This is a genomic window from Massilia niabensis (assembly GCF_042655085.1).
Taxonomy (GTDB): domain Bacteria; phylum Pseudomonadota; class Gammaproteobacteria; order Burkholderiales; family Burkholderiaceae_D; genus Telluria; species Telluria niabensis.
The window spans coordinates 396129-413893 of record NZ_JBHSMU010000004.1; the positions used below are offsets into that span (position 1 = coordinate 396129).

Annotated in this window: 20 protein-coding genes; 8 read left to right on the plus strand and 12 right to left on the minus strand. The window is 66.4% G+C overall.

All coding sequences use genetic code 11. The features are described 5' to 3' along the window. Positions 1-36: 36 nt before the first annotated feature. A complete protein-coding gene (locus ACFPN5_RS04445; RefSeq protein ID WP_379780508.1) occupies positions 37-339 on the minus strand; it encodes a hypothetical protein in 303 nt (100 codons plus the stop codon). On the opposite strand from ACFPN5_RS04445, the gene ACFPN5_RS04450 reads away from it, so the two are divergent. Then, positions 326-790, plus strand: a complete 465-nt coding sequence (locus tag ACFPN5_RS04450; RefSeq protein ID WP_379780510.1) for a hypothetical protein — start codon at positions 326-328, stop codon at positions 788-790. The genes ACFPN5_RS04445 and ACFPN5_RS04450 overlap by 14 nt on opposite strands. Before the next feature lie 21 nt (positions 791-811). Here ACFPN5_RS04450 and ACFPN5_RS04455 read toward each other — a convergent pair whose 3' ends face one another. Continuing rightward, on the minus strand, positions 812-1840 hold the full coding sequence (locus ACFPN5_RS04455) for a Ppx/GppA phosphatase family protein (protein WP_379780512.1): 1029 nt from the start codon (positions 1838-1840) through the stop codon (positions 812-814). A 100-nt stretch (positions 1841-1940) separates the two neighbouring features. After that, complete coding sequence (locus ACFPN5_RS04460) at positions 1941-3131, minus strand: GGDEF domain-containing protein (protein WP_379780514.1); 1191 nt, start codon at positions 3129-3131, stop codon at positions 1941-1943. A 262-nt stretch (positions 3132-3393) separates the two neighbouring features. Between ACFPN5_RS04460 and ACFPN5_RS04465 the strand changes: the two genes are divergently transcribed. The 3 genes from ACFPN5_RS04465 to ACFPN5_RS04475 all read left to right on the plus strand — a co-directional run bounded on the left by ACFPN5_RS04465 (position 3394) and on the right by ACFPN5_RS04475 (position 7484). After that, entirely contained in the window at positions 3394-4182 is a 789-nt protein-coding gene (locus ACFPN5_RS04465) for a fused MFS/spermidine synthase (RefSeq protein ID WP_379780517.1), read from the plus strand. Positions 4183-4313: 131 nt separating this feature from the next. Next, entirely contained in the window at positions 4314-7181 is a 2868-nt protein-coding gene (locus ACFPN5_RS04470) for a bifunctional diguanylate cyclase/phosphodiesterase (protein WP_379780519.1), read from the plus strand. A gap of 90 nt (positions 7182-7271) precedes the next feature. Beyond that, positions 7272-7484 (plus strand): hypothetical protein, encoded by a 213-nt coding sequence (locus tag ACFPN5_RS04475; protein WP_379780521.1) that lies wholly within the window; start codon positions 7272-7274, stop codon positions 7482-7484. A 131-nt stretch (positions 7485-7615) separates the two neighbouring features. On the opposite strand, the gene ACFPN5_RS04480 is transcribed toward ACFPN5_RS04475, so the two are convergent. Next, the gene (locus ACFPN5_RS04480) at positions 7616-7984 is read right to left on the minus strand and encodes a hypothetical protein (RefSeq protein ID WP_379780523.1); all 369 of its coding nucleotides are present in this window, start codon (positions 7982-7984) and stop codon (positions 7616-7618) included. A gap of 84 nt (positions 7985-8068) precedes the next feature. After that, positions 8069-8206 carry a hypothetical protein gene (locus ACFPN5_RS04485; RefSeq protein ID WP_379780525.1) on the minus strand — a complete coding sequence of 46 codons (138 nt, stop codon included), beginning with the start codon at positions 8204-8206 and terminating at the stop codon, positions 8069-8071. A 196-nt stretch (positions 8207-8402) separates the two neighbouring features. On the opposite strand from ACFPN5_RS04485, the gene ACFPN5_RS04490 reads away from it, so the two are divergent. Further along, positions 8403-8597: a hypothetical protein gene (locus tag ACFPN5_RS04490; protein WP_379780527.1), complete on the plus strand. Its 195-nt coding sequence runs from the start codon at positions 8403-8405 to the stop codon at positions 8595-8597. 370 nt (positions 8598-8967) lie between these two features. Here the strand turns inward: ACFPN5_RS04490 and ACFPN5_RS04495 are convergent, their stop codons facing one another. Continuing rightward, positions 8968-9147 carry a hypothetical protein gene (locus ACFPN5_RS04495; RefSeq protein WP_379780528.1) on the minus strand — a complete coding sequence of 60 codons (180 nt, stop codon included), beginning with the start codon at positions 9145-9147 and terminating at the stop codon, positions 8968-8970. Positions 9148-9278: 131 nt separating this feature from the next. Between ACFPN5_RS04495 and ACFPN5_RS04500 the strand changes: the two genes are divergently transcribed. Next, positions 9279-10247 carry an alpha/beta hydrolase family protein gene (locus ACFPN5_RS04500; RefSeq protein WP_379780530.1) on the plus strand — a complete coding sequence of 323 codons (969 nt, stop codon included), beginning with the start codon at positions 9279-9281 and terminating at the stop codon, positions 10245-10247. Here the strand turns inward: ACFPN5_RS04500 and ACFPN5_RS04505 are convergent. Then, positions 10219-10527 (minus strand): 2Fe-2S iron-sulfur cluster-binding protein, encoded by a 309-nt coding sequence (locus ACFPN5_RS04505; protein ID WP_379780532.1) that lies wholly within the window; start codon positions 10525-10527, stop codon positions 10219-10221. The genes ACFPN5_RS04500 and ACFPN5_RS04505 overlap by 29 nt on opposite strands. Positions 10528-10639: 112 nt before the next feature. Between ACFPN5_RS04505 and ACFPN5_RS04510 the strand changes: the two genes are divergently transcribed. Both ACFPN5_RS04510 and ACFPN5_RS04515 read left to right on the plus strand, forming a co-directional pair. After that, the gene (locus ACFPN5_RS04510) at positions 10640-11644 is read left to right on the plus strand and encodes a L,D-transpeptidase family protein (protein WP_379780534.1); all 1005 of its coding nucleotides are present in this window, start codon (positions 10640-10642) and stop codon (positions 11642-11644) included. Between the two features lie 29 nt (positions 11645-11673). Beyond that, positions 11674-12384, plus strand: a complete 711-nt coding sequence (locus tag ACFPN5_RS04515; protein WP_379780536.1) for a M23 family metallopeptidase — start codon at positions 11674-11676, stop codon at positions 12382-12384. A gap of 39 nt (positions 12385-12423) precedes the next feature. Here ACFPN5_RS04515 and ACFPN5_RS04520 read toward each other — a convergent pair whose 3' ends face one another. The 5 genes from ACFPN5_RS04520 to ACFPN5_RS04540 all read right to left on the minus strand — a co-directional run bounded on the left by ACFPN5_RS04520 (position 12424) and on the right by ACFPN5_RS04540 (position 17621). Then, a complete protein-coding gene (locus tag ACFPN5_RS04520) occupies positions 12424-14232 on the minus strand; it encodes a M4 family metallopeptidase (RefSeq protein WP_379780538.1) in 1809 nt (602 codons plus the stop codon). Positions 14233-14408: 176 nt separating this feature from the next. Continuing rightward, on the minus strand, positions 14409-15110 hold the full coding sequence (locus tag ACFPN5_RS04525; RefSeq protein WP_379780540.1) for a hypothetical protein: 702 nt from the start codon (positions 15108-15110) through the stop codon (positions 14409-14411). 9 nt (positions 15111-15119) lie between these two features. Then, positions 15120-16304: a zinc-dependent alcohol dehydrogenase gene (locus tag ACFPN5_RS04530; RefSeq protein ID WP_379780542.1), complete on the minus strand. Its 1185-nt coding sequence runs from the start codon at positions 16302-16304 to the stop codon at positions 15120-15122. 256 nt (positions 16305-16560) lie between these two features. Beyond that, positions 16561-17448 carry a KPN_02809 family neutral zinc metallopeptidase gene (gene ypfJ / locus ACFPN5_RS04535; RefSeq protein WP_379780544.1) on the minus strand — a complete coding sequence of 296 codons (888 nt, stop codon included), beginning with the start codon at positions 17446-17448 and terminating at the stop codon, positions 16561-16563. Next, positions 17445-17621, minus strand: a complete 177-nt coding sequence (locus ACFPN5_RS04540; protein WP_379780546.1) for a hypothetical protein — start codon at positions 17619-17621, stop codon at positions 17445-17447. Before ACFPN5_RS04540 ends, ypfJ begins: the two co-directional genes overlap by 4 nt. Positions 17622-17765: the final 144 nt, after the last annotated feature.

Genomic DNA, 17765 nt, shown 5'->3' on the forward strand with positions numbered 1-17765 from the left:
GACGCTGCGCCAGGGCGGGCAGCGTCCTTTGTCGTCTTAACTGGCCGGCGGGCGGCCCGTCTTCAGCTGGGGCAGGCTGTCGAGCACCTGGCGCAGGGTGGCCATGTCGAGGCGCCCGACGAGTGCGACGCCAATGCGCAGCAACTCGCTTTTCTTGACCTCGACGCCGGCCTTCAGGCAGGCCTGCTTCACCGCCGCCAGGACCGCGTATTCCCCTTCGGGCATGGTGAAGCTGTCGCGCACCAATGCAGGACGCGCCGCGTCGGCGCCTGCCGGCGCGGCTTCAGGGGCGCGCGCCCGGCCGGCGGCGCCGCCCCTGGCGGCCTTGACGATGGCCATGGCGGCGTTTTTCACGGCGGCGGCAGGCTTTGCGGCGCTGCTGCGAGATGCAGCCTTGACAGGGGTCTTCGACGCAGCCTTCTCCACCTTTGCGGCGCGCTTTTCAGTTGTTTTTGCAGCCGGTTTTGCAGCCGCTCCGGCTGCCGGCTTCTTCGGCGATGTTGCCGGCACGGCGATCGGCCTGGCGACGGCTTTGGCAACCGGCTTTCCGGCTGCCTTTGCAGTCGCCTTCAGCGCGGACTTCGCCGCGGCCTTGGGCGCGGCTGGCGCCGCGGCTTTCAGCGCCGCCGCACGGCGCGCGCGCGGTGACGGGGCTGGTGCGACGGCCGGGGACGATGCTGTTTTTGGCGCGGCCTTTGCCTGCGCCCCTGCTTTTACCCGCGCCGACGGGGCTGCGCCCCGGTCCGCCACGAGAACCGATTTTCTGGTCATTGAGTATTCCACTGCTTAACAAGATAAACAATATAGTCGATCACACGCATTCCCGATAGGGCGCGCACGCTTGCGGTACCATTTTCGCCCCTGCTTTCTTCCCCAGTTCCTCCAGCGCGCGGCGGTGCAGGTCCCGGATCACGCCAGCGCGCAGGCCCGCCTGGACCGGCACCAGTTCCCGCACGCCGAGTTCTTCCACCAGGGCCAGCAGCAGCGCCAGCCCGCCGGCCAGCTGCACGGCGCGCCCCGGCTGCGTCCAGGCCTGCGCGGCGCGGGCCAGTTCCCCGTCGTCGACCAGGGCGCGGCGCAGCGCCTGCAGCGCATCGACGCTCAGCACTGATTGACCGGCAAGCTCGGCCAGCGCGCGCAGCGTGCCCGAGGCGCCATAGGCGCGCGCCCAGCCGTGGCGGCCGGCCAGCGCGCCGGCATCGGCCACCCGGCTGCGCGAGGACGCCAGCGCCGCCTCGAAGGCGCCGGGCGAGATGCCGTCGCCAAAGAAGGCCAGCCCCTGGCGCAGCGCCCCGACGCCGAACGACTGCACCAGCTCGACATGCATGCCGCAGCCGACCGCCACTTCGGTCGAGCCGCTGCCGACGTCGAGCACCAGGCGGCGTTCGCCGGGCGCGCCGGGAGCGGGAATGGGAGCGGGAGTGCCGAGGGCACCGGCCACGCCCAGGTAGACCAGGCGCCCCTCCTCCTCGCCGCTGATGACTTCGATCGGATGGCCGAGCGCGGCAACCGCGGCCGGCAGGAACGCGGGCGTATCGCAGGCCACCCGCAGCGCGGCGGTGGCGACCACGCGCACCGCGCGCGGCTCCCACGGCGCCAGGCTGGTCCTGAAGTCGCGCAAGCAGGCCAGTGCGCGCCGCCTCGATTCCGGTCCCAGGCAGCCGTTGGCGCCGATCGCGGCGCCCAGACGGATCGGCTCGTTCAGGGTGGCCAGGATGTGCACGGCGTCGTGCTCCACGCTGGCCACGATCAGGCGAAAGCTGTCGGACCCGAGTTCGACGGCGGCATAAATGGGCGCGTGCGGGGGTACGTCGGGATGTAGGTGCGTGGAAAGGGCCATGGTTCATCCTGCGCGTGGAGGAACCCCGAGTATGGCCGGGCTTTGTGACGCCCGGATGACGCGACGGCGACCGGAGGCTTCCCCGGATCGCCTGGCTTCGCTATTCCATCTCCGGCGCGACCGGGCGCGGCGCCATCCGCACCACGTTGCGCCCGCCCTCCTTGGCTGCGCGCAGGGCGGCGCCGGCGCGCTGGAACAGCGTGACGTTGCTGTCGTCGGGGCGGATCGTCGTCACGCCGAAGCTGGCCGTCATCGAGATCAGCGCGCGCTCGGTCTTGACCGGCGTACCTTCGATTGCCGCACGCATGCGCTCGGCCACCAGCATCGCTTCCTCGCTGCCGGTACGCGGCAGCAGCAGCGCGAACTCGCCGCCGACCAGGCGCCCCAGCAGGTCGCTGTCGCGCAGCTGGCGGCGGCACAGGTCGGCTACATGGCGCAGCACGACGTCGCCCACGGGGTGGCCGTAACCGTCGTTCACGCGCGTGAAGCTGTCCAGGTCGAGCACGACGAGCGAGGTTGGCGAACCCGGGCGCCGCGCCAGCGCCATCCACGGCGCCAGGGCGCTGAAGAAGCCGCGCCGGTTCGCGGTCTCGGTCACCAGGTCGATGACTTCCAGGCGCGCCATGTCGCGCTGCAGGCGTTCGCGCGCCAGCAGCAGCCAGCCGAAACCGGTCACCAGCATCAGGAGGTAGAAGGCGGCGGTCGAGAACTGGCGCAGCAGGTCGTGCGAAAGCCAGCGCCAGCCGCCCGGCATCACCAGCACCAGGATGCCGCGCGCGGCCACCACCAGCGCCAGCAGGGCAATCGCAATGGCCAGGGCACGCTGCAGCATGCTCGTCTCGCGCCAGCCGCGCGCCAAGGCCACCGCCGCCAGCAGGTAGAAGGCGCCGAGCAGCAAGGCGGCGGCCAGCGTGCGCAGGCCTTCCTCGTCGATCCAGTACGACACCAGGAAGGCGAACACGGCAGCGATGGCCAGGGGCACCAGGGCGCGGCGCCAGCGCAGGCACCCGGCGGCTTCCCACAGCGCCCCGGCTTCCAGCGCCACGCCGCCGATCAGGAGCGCCCAGCCGCCCGGGATCGCCAGCGGCTCGGGCACCACGCGCGCGCCGCCCAGGCACAGCAGGATCCAGGCCGCGGCCTGCACCTGCTTCGACAGGCCCCAGGTGGCGGCCGCCGGGCCGCGGTTGCTGGCGGCATCGGCGGAAGCGTCGGAAAAGAACAGCGTGCTGCACAGGACCAGGTTGCCCAGGGCGAGCACCAGCACCATCGTCGTCGGATCCATCGTCATCATGGCGGCTCAGCCCTCGTAGCCGGCGTTGCGGGGGTTGCCGGCAAGGCCGGCGCGATGGCGCGCGCCCTGGCTGCTGGTGGCGGTGATCGATGGGTGAGCGAGGGGCATGGCGAACTCCGTGTGGCGGCAATGGGCAGCTTAGCAGAATTTAATGCCTGTGAACAAGGCTGCGGCCAGGAGTCGGCCGCCGCATCGGCACCCGACACAGCGCGCCAGGACAATGTCTCCTCTTCTTTCGTTCACTCATCGTTATACTGGCGTCATGCCACCCCGATCCGAGCCGCCGGAAGCCTCCCCGGAAGCCCCCTCCTCTACGCTGCTGGTACGCACGCGTGGCAACCGGCGCACGCTCGAATTCCAGGACGGGGACATCCAGAGCGAAATGCTGCTCTCGGACCCCGACGTGCTCGTGCTCGACTACGCGCGCGCGATGATGTGCTTTGCCCTGTTCGCGCCGTGCCCGCGCCACATCCTGATGGTCGGCCTGGGCGGCGGCTCGCTGGCCAAGTTCTGCTACCGCCACTTCCCCGCCACGCGCATCACGGTGCTGGAAATCAGCGCCGAGGTGATCGCCCTGCGCGACCAGTTCTGCGTGCCAGTCGACGACGCGCGCCTGCGCATCCTGCACACCGACGCCGCCGACTACGTTCGAGCGGCGAGCGCCGGCTTCGACGTGCTCCTGGTCGACGGTTTCGACGCAGCCGGCATGCCCGAGGCACTCGGCAGCGCGCAGTTTTACGCCGACTGCCGCCGCGCGCTGCGCACCGGGGGCGTGCTGGTGGCGAACATCCTGGCCTACGATCCGCTGCATGACGCCCTGGTGACGCGCGTGCACGAGACTTTCGGCGGCCGCGTCTGCGATCTGCACGGGGTCGCGGGTAACAACCACCTGCTGTTTGCCATCAAGGAGGGGCGGCCTGCGCAATCCCCTGCTGGCGGTGCCGCGCGCCTGTGCGAGTACTTCATCCGCCACCGCGGCCTGCACTTTCCCCTCCTGAACCGGCTGCTGGCGCGGGCCCTGGTGGCCTGGCTGGCATGGCGCCCTGTCTGATCGCGGCGACAGACCGGTCCATACGGGCGCGGCGGCACGACAATAGTTTGCGAAAACAATCAAAGATGTGACAAACTTGGTCGTTTAGTGCCTGTGGGCAAATCTACAGGGCAATCATTCAGGAACGGTCCATGTTGCGTCACCTCCCGTTTTCCCCCACCCGCGCGGCAGTCCTCACTTTCGGGGCTGGCCTGGGCGCATCCGTCGCCTTGTTCCTGGGGGTGAGCCACCTCGAATACGACAACCTCGCCCTGTCGTTCGCCCAGCGCGCCGACCAGCGCGTGGCCTCGGTGCGCCAGGGCCTGCACGACGCGGTCGAGGTGATCACGGTGACCAACCGTTTGTTCGCCCTGGGCACACCGGTCACACGCGCCCAGTTCCACGACTTCACTGCGCCGCTCATGCAGCGCCATCCGTTCATCAAGGCCTTCAATGTCCACCGGCTGGTCGCCGACAGCGATCGTGCGGCATTCGAAGCCGAACTGGCGGCCGTGGTTCCCGGCACCGTGATCCACGAGCAGCGCGACGGCGTCCAGGTACCGGCGGAGCGCCGCCCGACTTACAACGTCGTGCATTACCTGGAGCCGATGGCCGGCAACGAGGCGGCCTTCGGCTTCGATTCCGCTACGCGCGTGCCGATCAACGCCGCGCTGGCGCAGGCGCAGGCGGAAGACCGCGCCGCGGCCACCCCGCTGTTCCCGCTGGTGCAGGACGCCCATCCCCAGCCGAGTTTCCAGATCCTGCTGCCGGTGCATGACCGCGACGGCCGCCTGGTCGGCGACACCGCGGTGGTCGTGCGCGCACGCGAACTGGTGCAGAAGGCGCTGGCCGGCGCCGGCCTGCTCGGCGACGAGCGGGTCATGATGTCGGTGTACGCCGGTGCACGCGCCCTCCCCGCCGACCTGGTCTTCACGACCGGCGAGGGCGGCGCCCTGCCCCCACTCGACCCGATCGCGAGCTGGATCGCCCCCGAGCACGCCAACCGCGCGATCCGCACCCTGGACGTGGCCGGCCGCCCGTGGCTGGTCGAAGTTGCCGCTACCCCGCGTCCGTTCGCGGCCGACCACCTGGCTTCGCTGGCGATCCTCGCTGGCGGCATCCTGGTCAGCCTGCTGACGGCGGCCTGGGTCCAGACCTCGGGCGAACGCACCCGCCGCGTGCAGCAGCTGGTGCGCACCCGCACCGCCGACCTGAAGCGCACCAACCGGCGCCTGGTCGACGACATGGTCGCACGCGAACGCACCGAAAAAGCCTTGCAGCAAAGCGAACAGCGCTTCCGCCAGCTGGTGTCGATGTCCTCCGACTGGTACTGGGAACAGGACGCGCAGCTGCGCTTCACGATGGTCACCGGCGGCTTTTCGGAAAAGGCCGGCGTGCTGGTCGAGCACCTGCTCGGCAAGACGCGCTGGGAATATGTCCCCGCGCTCGCCGCCAGCGAGGCCGGGCGCGAACACATCGCCCGCGTCACCGGCTACCTTCCCTTCAACGAATTCGAATACCAGGTGCTCGACGACCAGGGCCAGACCCGCTGGTTCTGCGTCAACGGCCAGCCCGTGTTCGACCGGAACGGGGCCTTCACCGGCTACCGAGGCACCGGACGCGACATCACCGAACGCAAGCTCACCGAGCAGCGTGTGCACCACGTAGCCCAGCACGACGTGCTGACCGGCCTGCCGAACCGCTCGTTGCTGCAGGACCGCCTCGGCCAGGCGGTGGCCTACGCCAACCGCAGCGGCAATCCGGTGTGGGTGATGCTGATCGACCTCGACCGCTTCAAGTTCGTCAACGACAGCATGGGCCACAAGGCCGGCGACGTGCTCCTGATGACGGTGGCGGCGCGCCTGCGCTCGGCCCTGCGCGACCTCGACACGGTAGCGCGCCTGTCGGGCGACGAATTCGTCGTGATCGTGTCTGAACACGGCGAGCAGAAGCTTACGCCGGAGATCGTCGAGCGCGTCATGGCCGCCGTCGCCCAACCGGTCATGCTCGGCACCAAGGAATTTTTCGTCACCTGCAGCATTGGCGTGGCCGTCTATCCGAGCGAAGCGACCGAGGCCGATGTGCTGATCGAGCACGCCGACATCGCCATGTACCGCGCCAAAAAACTGGGGCGCAACAACTTCCAGTTCTATACGCCCGCGATGAACGAGGAATCGCTCGAGCGGGTGCGCATCGAAGGGGCCCTGCGCAATGCCCTCGAGCGCGACGAATTCGTGCTGTATTACCAGCCGCAGCTCGACATCAAGACCGGCAAGGTGGTCGGCATGGAAGCGCTGCTGCGCTGGCAGCATCCGGAACTGGGCATGGTGCCCCCGGGCCGCTTCATCAGCATTGCCGAGGAGACCGGCCTGATCGTGCCGATCGGCGCCTGGGTCATGCGCACCGCCTGCGCCCAGAACAAGGCCTGGCAGGACGCCGGTTTCGACAAGCTGCGCGTGGCGGTCAACCTGTCGGCCCGCCAGTTTGGCGCCCCGGACCTGATCGAAGGCCTGGAAGCGGTGCTGAAAGACACCGGGATGGAGCCGAAATACCTCGAGATCGAGCTCACCGAGAGCCTGTTCATGAGCGACATCACGCCGGCCGTCGACCTGCTGCACCGCATGAAGGCCCTGGGGGTGAGCCTGTCGATCGACGATTTCGGCACCGGGTACTCGAGCCTGTCCTACCTGTCGCGCTTCCCGATCGACGTGCTGAAGATCGACCGCTCGTTTGTCGCCGACATCACGCGCGACGCCAACGACGAAGCCATCGTCACCTCGATCATCGCGCTGGCGCACAACCTGAAGCTGGCGGTGATCGCCGAAGGCGTGGAGACGGCGGAACAGCTCGACTACCTGCGCCGCCATGGCTGCGACGAGATGCAGGGCTATTACTTCAGCCGGCCGTTGGCGAACGCCCAGTTCGAACAATTGCTGCGCGAGGGCCGGGGATTGACGGTCGAAGCGATTCCCGAGCAGGTGGTGGAAGCGCAGGCGCAAGCAGAGGTGGCGGACGCCTGAAGCGGGTCCGTCATTGGCCTCATTGGCTTATAGCAATTTTCACATCGTTGCTCTACAATAGTCGTGTCGCTATTGCAATTTCAGGAATCAATGATGGAAGAAGTACAAGCACGCCCGGCGCAAGCGGCCCAGGCACGCGTGGTCAGGACTGACCTGCGCACCCGCGACCTGGTGAACCAGGCGGTGGCCTCGGTGCCGACCCTGGGCCTGCAGCGCGCAGCGGAATTTCTGGCGGCAATGAACGTGCCGGCGGAGATCGCCGTGCGCACCCTCGTCTATCCTCAACGCCGCCGGCGGTATTAAGCCGACGCGACAAAGCCTACCCCGGCTTGAAAATCTGCGCGACCGGCATGAGCCGGTTGAACGCGTGAGGTCATTCATGCCGGTGGCATGAAGTCATTCATGCCGGGGGCCTGAATGACAAGGCGCCCACCCTACCGGTCTTCCTGGGCCCGGATGTCGGCCAGCGACTCCAGGCCCCGCGCCGTCACCTCGAAGCTGCCATCCTCGCGCTGCGCAATGTGCGACTTGCGAATCAGGAACTGGGCAACGTCGCCCGGCACGCTTGCCGCCGGGTCTGCCTCGAGTGCCGTAAGCGCCTCGATGCAGGCACGCAGGAACAGGACCTGCTGGCCTTTTTCCGTCAGGTCGACCCGGCCATCACGGCCGTAGGAAATCATCTTCAGGCCCGACAGGCGCTTGGCGTTGCGCCCGACACAGGCATTGACCCGGTCGGTGCGCGCGCCGCGCCGGATGAACTCGAGCGCGTTGTATTCGTCTGTCGTCAGTTTTTCGTTCTTCATTACCGCTTTCTGGTTCGTTTGCGGCCGTCATGGTAACCGCCACAAGGCCTGGCGGCAACCAATGCTTGATACGGCCGGACGAACCTAACGTAATGCGCGCAGGGCGATCCAGACCAGGCCGGCGGCGACGATGCCGCTGATGGCCAGCACGCCCTGGAAGCGGCGCGAAGCAAAGCCGGTGCTCCGGCCCAGGTAGATTTTGTTGTGCAGCGAATTGCCCATCTGTTTCTCCGTCATCGTTTCGATAAGACCACTGACAGATATTATAAAAAAAATCACAAAATGGGAGTGTTCGGCACCGAACATTATTGTAACTTTGTGTGTAATCAGGCAACGATACAACACCTGCGTACTGCGCGCCGGTGCGCCGTGTCGACTGTTAGGATTGTCCCAACATTGACCAGCCCTGGAGTGCACCATGACGCAACCGAAACACCCGACCGACCCCGCCGCATCCGGCCGCGCCTACATGGATGAGGGCGATATCGGCAGCGGCGAAAAAACGCCCGGCCAGCAGGAAACCGACGAGATGATCAAGGAGATTCCGCCGCTCCAGCCAGGCAGCGAGCGCGACAACAGCAAGCGGAACGACGAGGGGCAGCCAAAACAGTAAGCGTATGAAGCTGTCGCCCGATGCGGCAGCTTCATGCCGGAGTGAGGGCAGGCCCTGCCTCTGCTCAGTTCGCCCGAATAGGCGGCACGGGGAGCGTTGGTTCTTCGACGGGCGCGTGCGCCGGGTCGGGCACATCGTCTGGCACCGGAACAGTGGGCGGAGTGGGAGAAGGTTCCGGCTCCGGTGTCGAGTGGGCATGCAGCGCGCTTGCGCGTTCGCTTTCATGCGGATCGATCGTATCCATCATCTATCGTTCTCCAAAGTGTAAGACGGCAAGGCGGCACAGCCGGGAGGACTGCACCGCGCAGCTCAGGAACGCCCCGCACCGGCGGCCGGGAGGCCGCCAGTCCGACGCGCATGTGGACCAAGGTTAGTGGTTCTGCTTCTGCTTGGCGCCGCCACCTGCGCCCTCGTTGTCGCTGGCGCGCTCACGCGACATGTGGTCGTGGCTGCTCTTGTGTTCGGCACCGGCGCGTTGCTTTGCCAGTTCCTCTTCCGACAGGTTGCCGGTCTGCTTGCCGTCGGCGTCGTTGGTTTTCTTTTCGGTCATGATGATTCCTCCCGTGGTTGTAAAAATATTGACGTTTTGCGCAGCCTAGCATGGAAGAACCGGAAAGGTTTTCAATCGTGCGCATCGGGTAAACTTGCGTATAGTTCAAGCTTTCGGCAACCTGGTATCCCATGAAAACCCGTTCGTTTCTCTCGTCTGTCCTGTTGTCCGCCCTGCTGTCCACCCTTCCCGTCCTCGCCTCCTGCGCACCCATGAAACTTGCCGACTACATGGCCCTGAGCGGCCCCGCCCCTGCCGCCCGAATCACTTACGGCCCTGCCCCCTCGCAATACGCCGAGCTGTTCCTGCCCGAGGGCGCCGGCCCGTTCCCGGTCGCGGTCCTGGTGCACGGCGGCTGCTGGACGGCGAAGTTCGGCGGCATCACCCAGCTGCGCAACATGGCCGGCGCGCTGCGCGAGCGCGGCATCGCCGTCTGGAACGTCGAGTACCGGCGCGTGGACGAAGCCGGCGGCGGTTATCCGGGTATGTACCAGGACATGCATGCGGCAGTCGATGCCTTGTCGGCCCAGGCGAGCGCCAGCCGGCTCGACTTGCGCCGCGTGGTGGCGGTCGGGCACTCGGCCGGCGGCCAGCTGGTGCAATGGATCGCGGGCCGCAGCCGCATTCCCGCCGCCAGCCCCCTCTACCGCGCCGGCAGCGGCATGCTGCCGGTACGGGCGGTGGTCAGCCTCGGCGGGCTGGCCGACCTGCGCCGCGAACGGGAACTCATCAAGTCGAGCTGCGGGCGCGACACGCCGGAGCTGGCCGGGCAGCCGAGCGCGGCGCGGCCGGACGTCTACGCCGACACGAACGCGGCCGAGCTGATGCCCAACGGCAGCCACACGATTCTCGTGACGGGGGAGCTCGACACGATTTCGCCGCCGCGCGTGGCGCACGACTACGCGGCGCGCGCGCTTGCCGCCGGCGACAGCGCGGAGGTGGTCATCCTGCCGGGCGCGAGCCACTACGACGAGGTGGCGGCCAGTTCGGCATCCTGGCCACTGGTGCTGGCCGCGATCGAACGCGCGCTGGCGACGACGACAGCGCAGCCGAAGGCGAAAGCGAAGGCGGTCAGGCGCGCCGCACCAGCGGCGCCCTGAGCACTACATCGCTCATTGGCACGGCGACACAGGGCAGGAGGTAGTGTTCGCGCTTTTCCTCGATCGACAGGCCGGGCCATTCGACGAGATAGCGCACGCTGCCGCTTTCCAGGCGGCACAGGCAGGTGCGGCAGGTGCCGTTACGGCAGGAGTTCGGCAGCGTGAAGCCGGCGGCCTCGATGGCCGCCAGCACCGTCGCGCCGCCAGCCGGGACGCTGCAGCCCAGGGGCAGCAGGGTGATGGTGAGGGCCTCCACAGGAGTCGTCGTGAGGTTAGACATGCAACAATTGTAACGCTCTGTGACCGCCGAGGCCTGGGTTCGTTTGCGCACAGACCGATGAGGTCGGCGCGCCTACGCTGGAGTTTCCCTTAGTAAGTATTGCAGGTGCCAAATGAAAAAAGTGATCGCCCCCGTACTCCTCGCCGCCCTCGCAGGCGCCATGTCCATTGCCCCGGCCGGCGCCCAGCAGCGCCCGGTACAGGCGCCCGCGCAGGCCGCGCCGCAGGGCATGCCCGGACAGCCCGGCCAGGTTGCAGCTGATCCTGCGGCCGTCGAGTTCGAGCGCAACTTGCGCGCCCAGGTCCTGCTCGACCGCCTGCATTTTTCGCCCGGTGAAATTGACGGCGCCTACGGCTCCAACATGCGCCAGGCCCTGGCCGGCTTCCAGAAGTCGCGCAACCTCGAAGCCACCGGCAAGCTCGACGAGGCTACCTGGAATGCCCTGAACCAGGACACGACTGCGACCCTGGTCCAGTACGTGCTCGCCGATGAAGACGTCGCCGGCCCCTTCCACGAGGTTCCCGAAGACATGATGGACAAGGCCAAGCTGGAGAAACTCGGCTACGCCAACCCGCTCGAAGGCCTCGGCGAGAAATTCCACGCCAGCCCTACCCTGCTGCAGCGCCTGAACCCGGGCAAGGATTTTTCCAAGGCTGGCGAGCAGATCGTCGTGCCGAGCGTGCACGGCGCCGCGCCGCTGCCGCCCGCAGCCAAGGTCGTCGTCAGCGACAGCCGCAAAGTGCTGATGCTGTTCGATGCGAACGACCGCCTGATCGCCCAATACCCTGCTTCCACCGGCAGCTCGAACGATCCGCTCCCGATCGGCACGTGGAAGATCAATGGTGTGCACGCGAACCCGACCTACCATTACAACCCGAAGCTGTTCTGGGATGCCGAACCGGGCGACAAGAAAGCGAAGATCGCCCCCGGTCCGAACAATCCGGTCGGCGTGGCCTGGATCGACTTGTCCAAGCCGCACTACGGCATCCATGGCACCCCGGTGCCGAAGATGATCGGCAAGACCGAATCGCACGGCTGCATCCGCCTCACCAACTGGAGCGCCGCTGAAGTGGGCGGCGTCGTGAAAGCGGGCACCCAGGTCGTGCTGCAGCAGTAATTTCGATTGTTCAATCAGGGAGGTTTGCAATGAAATGGCTGGTTACGTTCCTGCTCGGCGTCGTGGTCGGCGCCACCGGTTTGTTCGTCTATCTGCGCGAGATCGCTGACGCGCCGGATCCGATCATCACCGATGCCGGCGCCCGGCCCGCGCCGGCAGTCTCTCCGCCCGTTGCGGCGGGAGTGGGAGCAGGAGCGGCCGGCAATGTCATTCCGACCGACCTGCTTGATGCCGACCTGCCGATCCGCCCGGCCTCGCATGCCACCAGTGGCACCCCGGCCGCACCGGAACTGACGGCCGGCGGCAGCATGCCGGCCAAGCTGCTGGTGCCGGTCGAGGGCGTCGCCTACAGCACGCTCTCGGACACCTTCGACCAGCCGCGTGGGCAGGAGCGCCACCACGAGGCGCTCGACATCATGGCGCCGAAAGGCACACCGGTACGCGCCGCCGGCGACGGCAAGATCGCCAAGCTGTTCGACAGCAAGGCCGGCGGCCTGACCCTGTACCAGTTCGACCCCGCCGACAAATACGCTTACTACTACGCCCACCTCGACCGCTACGCCGATGGCGTCAAGGAAGGCATGGCCGTCAAACGCGGCGACCTGCTGGGCTATGTGGGCGTGACCGGCAACTCCGACCCCAACGCGCCGCACCTGCATTTCGCGGTGGTGGCGTTGACGGCGGAAAAGCAGTGGTGGAAAGGGACGCCGATCAATCCGTATCCGTTGTTGGGTGAATGAATCGCAGGGTGGACGGCAGAGCCCTCCACCCTACGCCATTCATAACGCAGCGCTTGCCTGCGGCGCCTCCATCGTCACCTCATCCACATCCGCCCCGACATTGATCGCCGCATAGGCCCGCTGCACGGCAATCGCCTCGCGGCTGGCGGCGCCGAAAAGTTCCTGCGCGGCCTCGATCATCTTGGCACGCGCCTCGGCGTAATTCGTGCTGGACGTGAACTTCGTCGTGTTCGCCTTGAACCAGATGCGGAAGGCCTTGTCCGTGCCGATGCCGGTCATCGCCTGCGGCGACTTGAGCAGGTATTTGCTGTGGTAGTCGCCTTCCTTGTCGCCCTTCGAGCCCTGCGCCAGAAAGTAGAACATCCGGTTGTTCGGGCCGCTGCTGTAGTGCACGTCGAGGCGCTTGAGCGAGGTGCTCCAGGCATCCGGGCTGCTGCCGTCCTTGCTGGGGCGGTACATCCAGCGCAGCGGCGTGCCCTGCGGGCTGATCTCGGTGCCCAGCATCCAGTCGTTGCCGCTCGACGGGATGGCGTCGCCCTTGCCGCCGGCGCGGGCATAGGCCTCGACGACTTCGCCGCCGATGTCCGAGCTCGATTCGTTCAGTCCGCCCGATTCTCCCGAATACACCAGGCTTGATGTGGCCGCCGTCACGCCATGGCCCATTTCGTGGCCGATCACGTCGATCGACCCCAGGCTGGTGAAGCTCGAGCCGTCGCCGATGAACATGCAGCGGCAGGTGTCGCTGTAATAGGCGTTGTCGTAGGCGGTGTTGACGTGCACGGCGATATAGGTCGCCGTGTTGTGGCCGTCGAGCGACTGCCAGCCGAGCACGTTCTTCAGGGCGTCGTAGGTATTCATCAGCCCCCACATGGCGTTCACGGCGGCGGTCTGGCCGTTGGCGTCCGTGGTGCTGCCCCCGCGGATGTACTGCTTGCCGTCGCCCCAGGTGTTGCTGGTATGGGTGTACATCTTGCCGGCGCTGCTGGTGCCGTTGGCATTCGTGATCGCCATCGCGCCATAGGTGCCGCCGGTACCGCGCTCGGGATCGAGCATCTGGAAGCTGCCCCCTGCCTGCGTGGTGCTGATCGGCACCTCGCCGTTGTACTGGCTCTTGCCCACGCCGATCACGGTCTGCAGCGCGCTCCAGCGCTCGATCACGCGCCCGTCCTTCGCGCTCACGATCGTGTCGTAGTAGAGCGGCGTATCGCCCCGGCGCATGCGCGTGCGCACCAGGTAGGCCAGCTCGTAACGGTCGACGACTTCCTGCACGTCGAGCGCATTGAGCTCGGCCTCGAGCTTGTCGGCGGCGCCCGGCAGGCGCTCGGTCTTCATCACCGGATAGATCAGGAGCTCGGCGCTGGGCTTGACGATATGCTTGGCGCCGCTGCCCGCGCCGGTTGCCGCGACGGCGTTGTCGATGGCCGCTTTCGGCGGCATCGATGGTCTCACGTTGAAGTCGAAAGTAGCCACGCCGAGCCGGTTGGAAGTCCCGCGCCCGAGGTGCAGGCGCCGGTCGGATGCGGCTTCGGAGACGATCGCGCCCGCCGCGTCGAGCACCACGACGGACTCCGAGCCGAACACGCGCAGGCCCTTGTAGGTGTGGGCGGCGCGCACCACCTGCGTGCCCTGCACGCCCGGGTGCTGGCGCCCCACCGTGAAGCCGTGATTGTTGTCCAGGCCCCAGTTGCCGCGCGCGCCGACCAGCTTCGACACCAGCGCCGCACCCGCCTGGGGCGACGGCGCTTTCGGCGCGCTCATCATTGGCGCCGCGCCAGAATCGAAGCTGATGCAGGAGGTAGCGATCAGGACGCCGAGGGGCGCCGCCAGCAGGCGTGTGCGAAGTTTCATCTCGTCTCCATTCGATGTTACAAGGTTTCCCGACCGCAAAAACGCGGCGGACCTCATCGAGTGTGGACGAGCCTCAAAAACAACACTTGCTCAAACGCAAGAAGCCCCGCCAGCCGCGTGGAAACGCGGCGGCGGGGCGACAGAACGGCAATCGAGAAATGGTTGACTACTGCGGGTCAGTACCTGCTGTTGTAGCGATCATCATCGCGCTCATCGTAACGGCTGTCGTAGCGGCTGTCGTAGCGGTCCTCGTAGCGGTCGTCGTCGTGCTTGTCGCCGCGCTTCATCAGCAGATACGCCACGCCGGCCACGGCGCCGACGATGGCGACCTTCTTCGCAAGCCCGGACTTGTTGTGCTGCCACTCGGCCTTGATTCCCATCTCCGCGAAGATGTTCGGCACATGGCCCTTCGTCAGGTCCTCGACGACGCCCTCGACCACGTTGATGCGGTCGGCCCCGAGCAGGATCAGCCAGTGGCGCAGGTCGTTTTCGGAGAATTTGAAGGCGGCGCGGCGCAGCATGCCCGACAGGCCCGACGGCGGCTGGGCGGTGCCGTGAATCTGGGTGATGCCCGGGCGCTCGTTCGAGACCAGGACTTCGACGTGCTGCTCCTGGGCTGGCGGCGTGTTCATGTTAGCCGGCGTGTAGCGCGGCGGCGTGCGTTCCATCGGCACGGCGGGACGGTTCTTGTGGTCGAGATCGGCACCCCAGCCCTTGATGTGCGTCAGCTGCTCGCGCGTGCGGCGGGTCTGCTTCGCCTCGGGCTGCACGGGATGGCGGTAACCATGCTCGTGGTCACGGGTATGGTCCTGGCCCAGGCGGTCGAGGCTGGCCTGCTCAGGGTGATCTGGCTTGGTCATGGCGTTCTGGTTTTCCATGCATCCTCCTTATGGCGTGACACTGGCCGCGACGGCGCGCACTTCGTGGGCGCGTGGCGGGATCAGGATCGGTTTGATGCAGTTGTCGAGTTTGCTCGAGAAGATGTGGTACGCGTCCGCCACGTCTTCCAGCGGGATGCGGTGCGTGATGATCGCTTTCGGGTCGATGTGCCCGGCGCGGATGTGCTCGATCAGGCGCGGCAGGTGGCGCTTCACGCTGGCCTGGTTCATGCGCATGGTGATGCCCTTGTTCATGGCATTACCGATCGGCACGGCGTTGAAGGTCGGGCCGTAGACGCCGACGATCGACACGTTGCCGCCCTTGCGCACCGAGTTGATGCACCAGTGCAGCACGATCGCAGAGCCGGCCTGTGCCTTCATGAGGCGGCCGGTGACGGTCTGGGTGATGCTGCCGGCCGCGTCGCAGCCGACGGCGTCGATGCAGACGTCGGCGCCGAGGCCGTCGGTCATCTTCTTGATGTGGATGGCCATGTCCTGCACTTCCTTGAAGTTGACCACCTCGCACTGGGCGTAGTCCTTGACGAAGTCGAGGCGGTACTCGAGTTCATCGACCACGATCACGCGCCCGGCGCCAAACAGCCAGGCGGATTTGGCGGCGAAGATGCCGACCGGGCCGGCGCCGAACACGACCACCGTATCGCCTTCCTTGATGTCGCCCATCTCGGCCGCCTGGTAGCCGGTCGGCAGCGCATCGGTGAGCAGCACGGCGTCGTCGTCGTGGATGTCTTCCGGAATCTTGATCGGGGCCACGTCCGCCATCGGAATGCGCACGTATTCGGCCTGGCCGCCGTCGTAGCCGCCGGCCGTGTGCGAATAACCGTAGATGGCGCCGACCGCGGTCGCAGCCGCGTTCACGTTGTGGCAGTTACCGTAGAGTTCTTTCTGGCAGAAGAAGCAGGAGCCGCAGAAGATGTTGAAAGGCACCAGCACGCGATCGCCCACTTCCAGCGTCGTCACCATCGCCCCGACATCCTCGACGATGCCGATGAATTCGTGACCGAATGTGTGGCCGACGCGGGTATCGGGAACCATGCCGTGATACAGGTGCAGGTCGGAACCGCAGATGCACGAGCGCGTCACACGGATGATGGCGTCGCCAGGATGCTCGATCACGGGATCGGACTTGTGTTGGGCGCGAACGCGGTAGGGCCCCCGATAATTCATTGCCAGCATAAATTCCTCCTCGAAAGTTTTTGCAAGTCCGCGGTTCATTGCGGACGCATGAGTATTAAACTTATGTCAAAACGCTACGAATTACGATAGGCGCACGGAAATGAATGCATGTTTTTTAACTGATTTTTACGCATTTTTAGCCACTGTTCGCCACAGGAAAGCGAAACTTCCTGGTGGCATCCCCCGCGCCGGCTGCCCATATTTCCGCGTGGGCACGTAACACGTAGTGGAGGCCATTGGCCTCCACTACCCCACCCTACAGTTGGCTTGCCTCGAACGTATTGCACTGCTGAACGTCACCGGACTCCATGCCGCGCTTGAACCAGCGCACCCGTTGCGCGGAACTGCCGTGCGTAAACGAGTCGGGCACGACACTGCCCTGCGTCTTGCGCTGGATGGCATCGTCGCCGATGGCCGTCGCCGTCGCCAGCGCCTGTTCGACGTCGCCGGTTTCCAGGAAGGCTTCCTTCTTTTGCGTGTGGAAGGCCCAGACGCCGGCAAAGCAGTCGGCCTGCAGCTCGAGTTTCACCGACAGTGCGTTGCCCTGCTTTTCAGACATGGAGTTCTGCGCCTGCTGCACCTTGCTCGACACGCCAATCAGGTTCTGCACGTGGTGGCCCACTTCGTGGGCGATCACATAAGCCTGGGCGAATTCGCCGCCGACATTAAAACGCTGCTGCATCATGCGGAAGAAATTCAGGTCGATATAGATGTCGCTGTCCCCCGGGCAGTAGAACGGCCCGCTGGCGCTGCTGCCCGTGCCACAGGCGGTCGCGATGCGGCCCTCGAAGAGCTTGAGCTTGGGCGGCTGGTAGGTCGCGCCTTGCGCTGCGAACAACGGCGTCCAGGTGTCTTCCGTATAGGCCAGCACGGTACGCACGAAACGGGTTTCGGGGTCGTTCGCCGGCGCTGCCTGCGGTCCAGGGGCGCGCTGCTGCACCTGGGGTGCCGGACCGCCGCCGCCCATCATGCCGATCACGGTTCCCGGGTCGACACCGAAGAACAGCGAAGCGACCAGCGCAATCGCAATCGTGCCCAGGCCGACCGACTTGCCGCCGATGCCGAAGCCGCCACCGCCGCCGCCGCCGCGTCCGCCGCGGTGGTCTTCGACATTACTGCTCTCGCGGTCCCCTTCCCACTTCATCGCGACCTCCGCAGGTGGCTGGAATTCGTGCTTTCGCGCGCGTCTTTCATGCGAAACTCCTCGTCGGCCGCGAGGCCGGCCTTGGTGTCGTCGTTGAGGGTGCGTTCATGGCGCTCGCGCTCGACCTCGCGGTCGACGCGCCTGTGTTCCTGATCGGGCAGCAATGGCTTCATGGTTTTCCCTGACCTTATCCGTAACTTGGTTCCTGCCAGGCTGGCATCGGTGCCGGCCCTGGCTTTGTTGCCAGTATGGACGCGCGATGCGTAGCGGTATGTTCGGGCATTCACATAAGAAGCTTGTCAGCTTCGCTACTTTGT

Bases quoted from the DNA above. Each gene is read 5' to 3' on its own strand.
- ACFPN5_RS04455 (WP_379780512.1), bottom strand. From the start codon at position 1,840: ATGGCCCTTTCCACGCACCTACATCCCGACGTACCCCCGCACGCGCCC.
- ACFPN5_RS04470 (WP_379780519.1), top strand. From the start codon at position 4,314: ATGTTGCGTCACCTCCCGTTTTCCCCCACCCGCGCGGCAGTCCTCACT.
- ACFPN5_RS04530 (WP_379780542.1), bottom strand. From the start codon at position 16,304: ATGCTGGCAATGAATTATCGGGGGCCCTACCGCGTTCGCGCCCAACAC.
- ACFPN5_RS04490 (WP_379780527.1), top strand. From the start codon at position 8,403: ATGACGCAACCGAAACACCCGACCGACCCCGCCGCATCCGGCCGCGCC.
- ACFPN5_RS04485 (WP_379780525.1), bottom strand. From the start codon at position 8,206: ATGGGCAATTCGCTGCACAACAAAATCTACCTGGGCCGGAGCACCGGC.
- ACFPN5_RS04510 (WP_379780534.1), top strand. From the start codon at position 10,640: ATGAAAAAAGTGATCGCCCCCGTACTCCTCGCCGCCCTCGCAGGCGCC.
- ypfJ (WP_379780544.1), bottom strand. From the start codon at position 17,448: ATGAAGTGGGAAGGGGACCGCGAGAGCAGTAATGTCGAAGACCACCGC.
- ACFPN5_RS04525 (WP_379780540.1), bottom strand. From the start codon at position 15,110: ATGGAAAACCAGAACGCCATGACCAAGCCAGATCACCCTGAGCAGGCC.
- ACFPN5_RS04505 (WP_379780532.1), bottom strand. From the start codon at position 10,527: ATGTCTAACCTCACGACGACTCCTGTGGAGGCCCTCACCATCACCCTG.
- ACFPN5_RS04520 (WP_379780538.1), bottom strand. From the start codon at position 14,232: ATGAAACTTCGCACACGCCTGCTGGCGGCGCCCCTCGGCGTCCTGATC.
- ACFPN5_RS04460 (WP_379780514.1), bottom strand. From the start codon at position 3,131: ATGATGACGATGGATCCGACGACGATGGTGCTGGTGCTCGCCCTGGGC.
- ACFPN5_RS04515 (WP_379780536.1), top strand. From the start codon at position 11,674: ATGAAATGGCTGGTTACGTTCCTGCTCGGCGTCGTGGTCGGCGCCACC.
- ACFPN5_RS04480 (WP_379780523.1), bottom strand. From the start codon at position 7,984: ATGAAGAACGAAAAACTGACGACAGACGAATACAACGCGCTCGAGTTC.
- ACFPN5_RS04500 (WP_379780530.1), top strand. From the start codon at position 9,279: ATGAAAACCCGTTCGTTTCTCTCGTCTGTCCTGTTGTCCGCCCTGCTG.
- ACFPN5_RS04445 (WP_379780508.1), bottom strand. From the start codon at position 339: ATGGCCATCGTCAAGGCCGCCAGGGGCGGCGCCGCCGGCCGGGCGCGC.
- ACFPN5_RS04495 (WP_379780528.1), bottom strand. From the start codon at position 9,147: ATGACCGAAAAGAAAACCAACGACGCCGACGGCAAGCAGACCGGCAAC.
- ACFPN5_RS04465 (WP_379780517.1), top strand. From the start codon at position 3,394: ATGCCACCCCGATCCGAGCCGCCGGAAGCCTCCCCGGAAGCCCCCTCC.
- ACFPN5_RS04540 (WP_379780546.1), bottom strand. From the start codon at position 17,621: ATGAAGCCATTGCTGCCCGATCAGGAACACAGGCGCGTCGACCGCGAG.
- ACFPN5_RS04475 (WP_379780521.1), top strand. From the start codon at position 7,272: ATGATGGAAGAAGTACAAGCACGCCCGGCGCAAGCGGCCCAGGCACGC.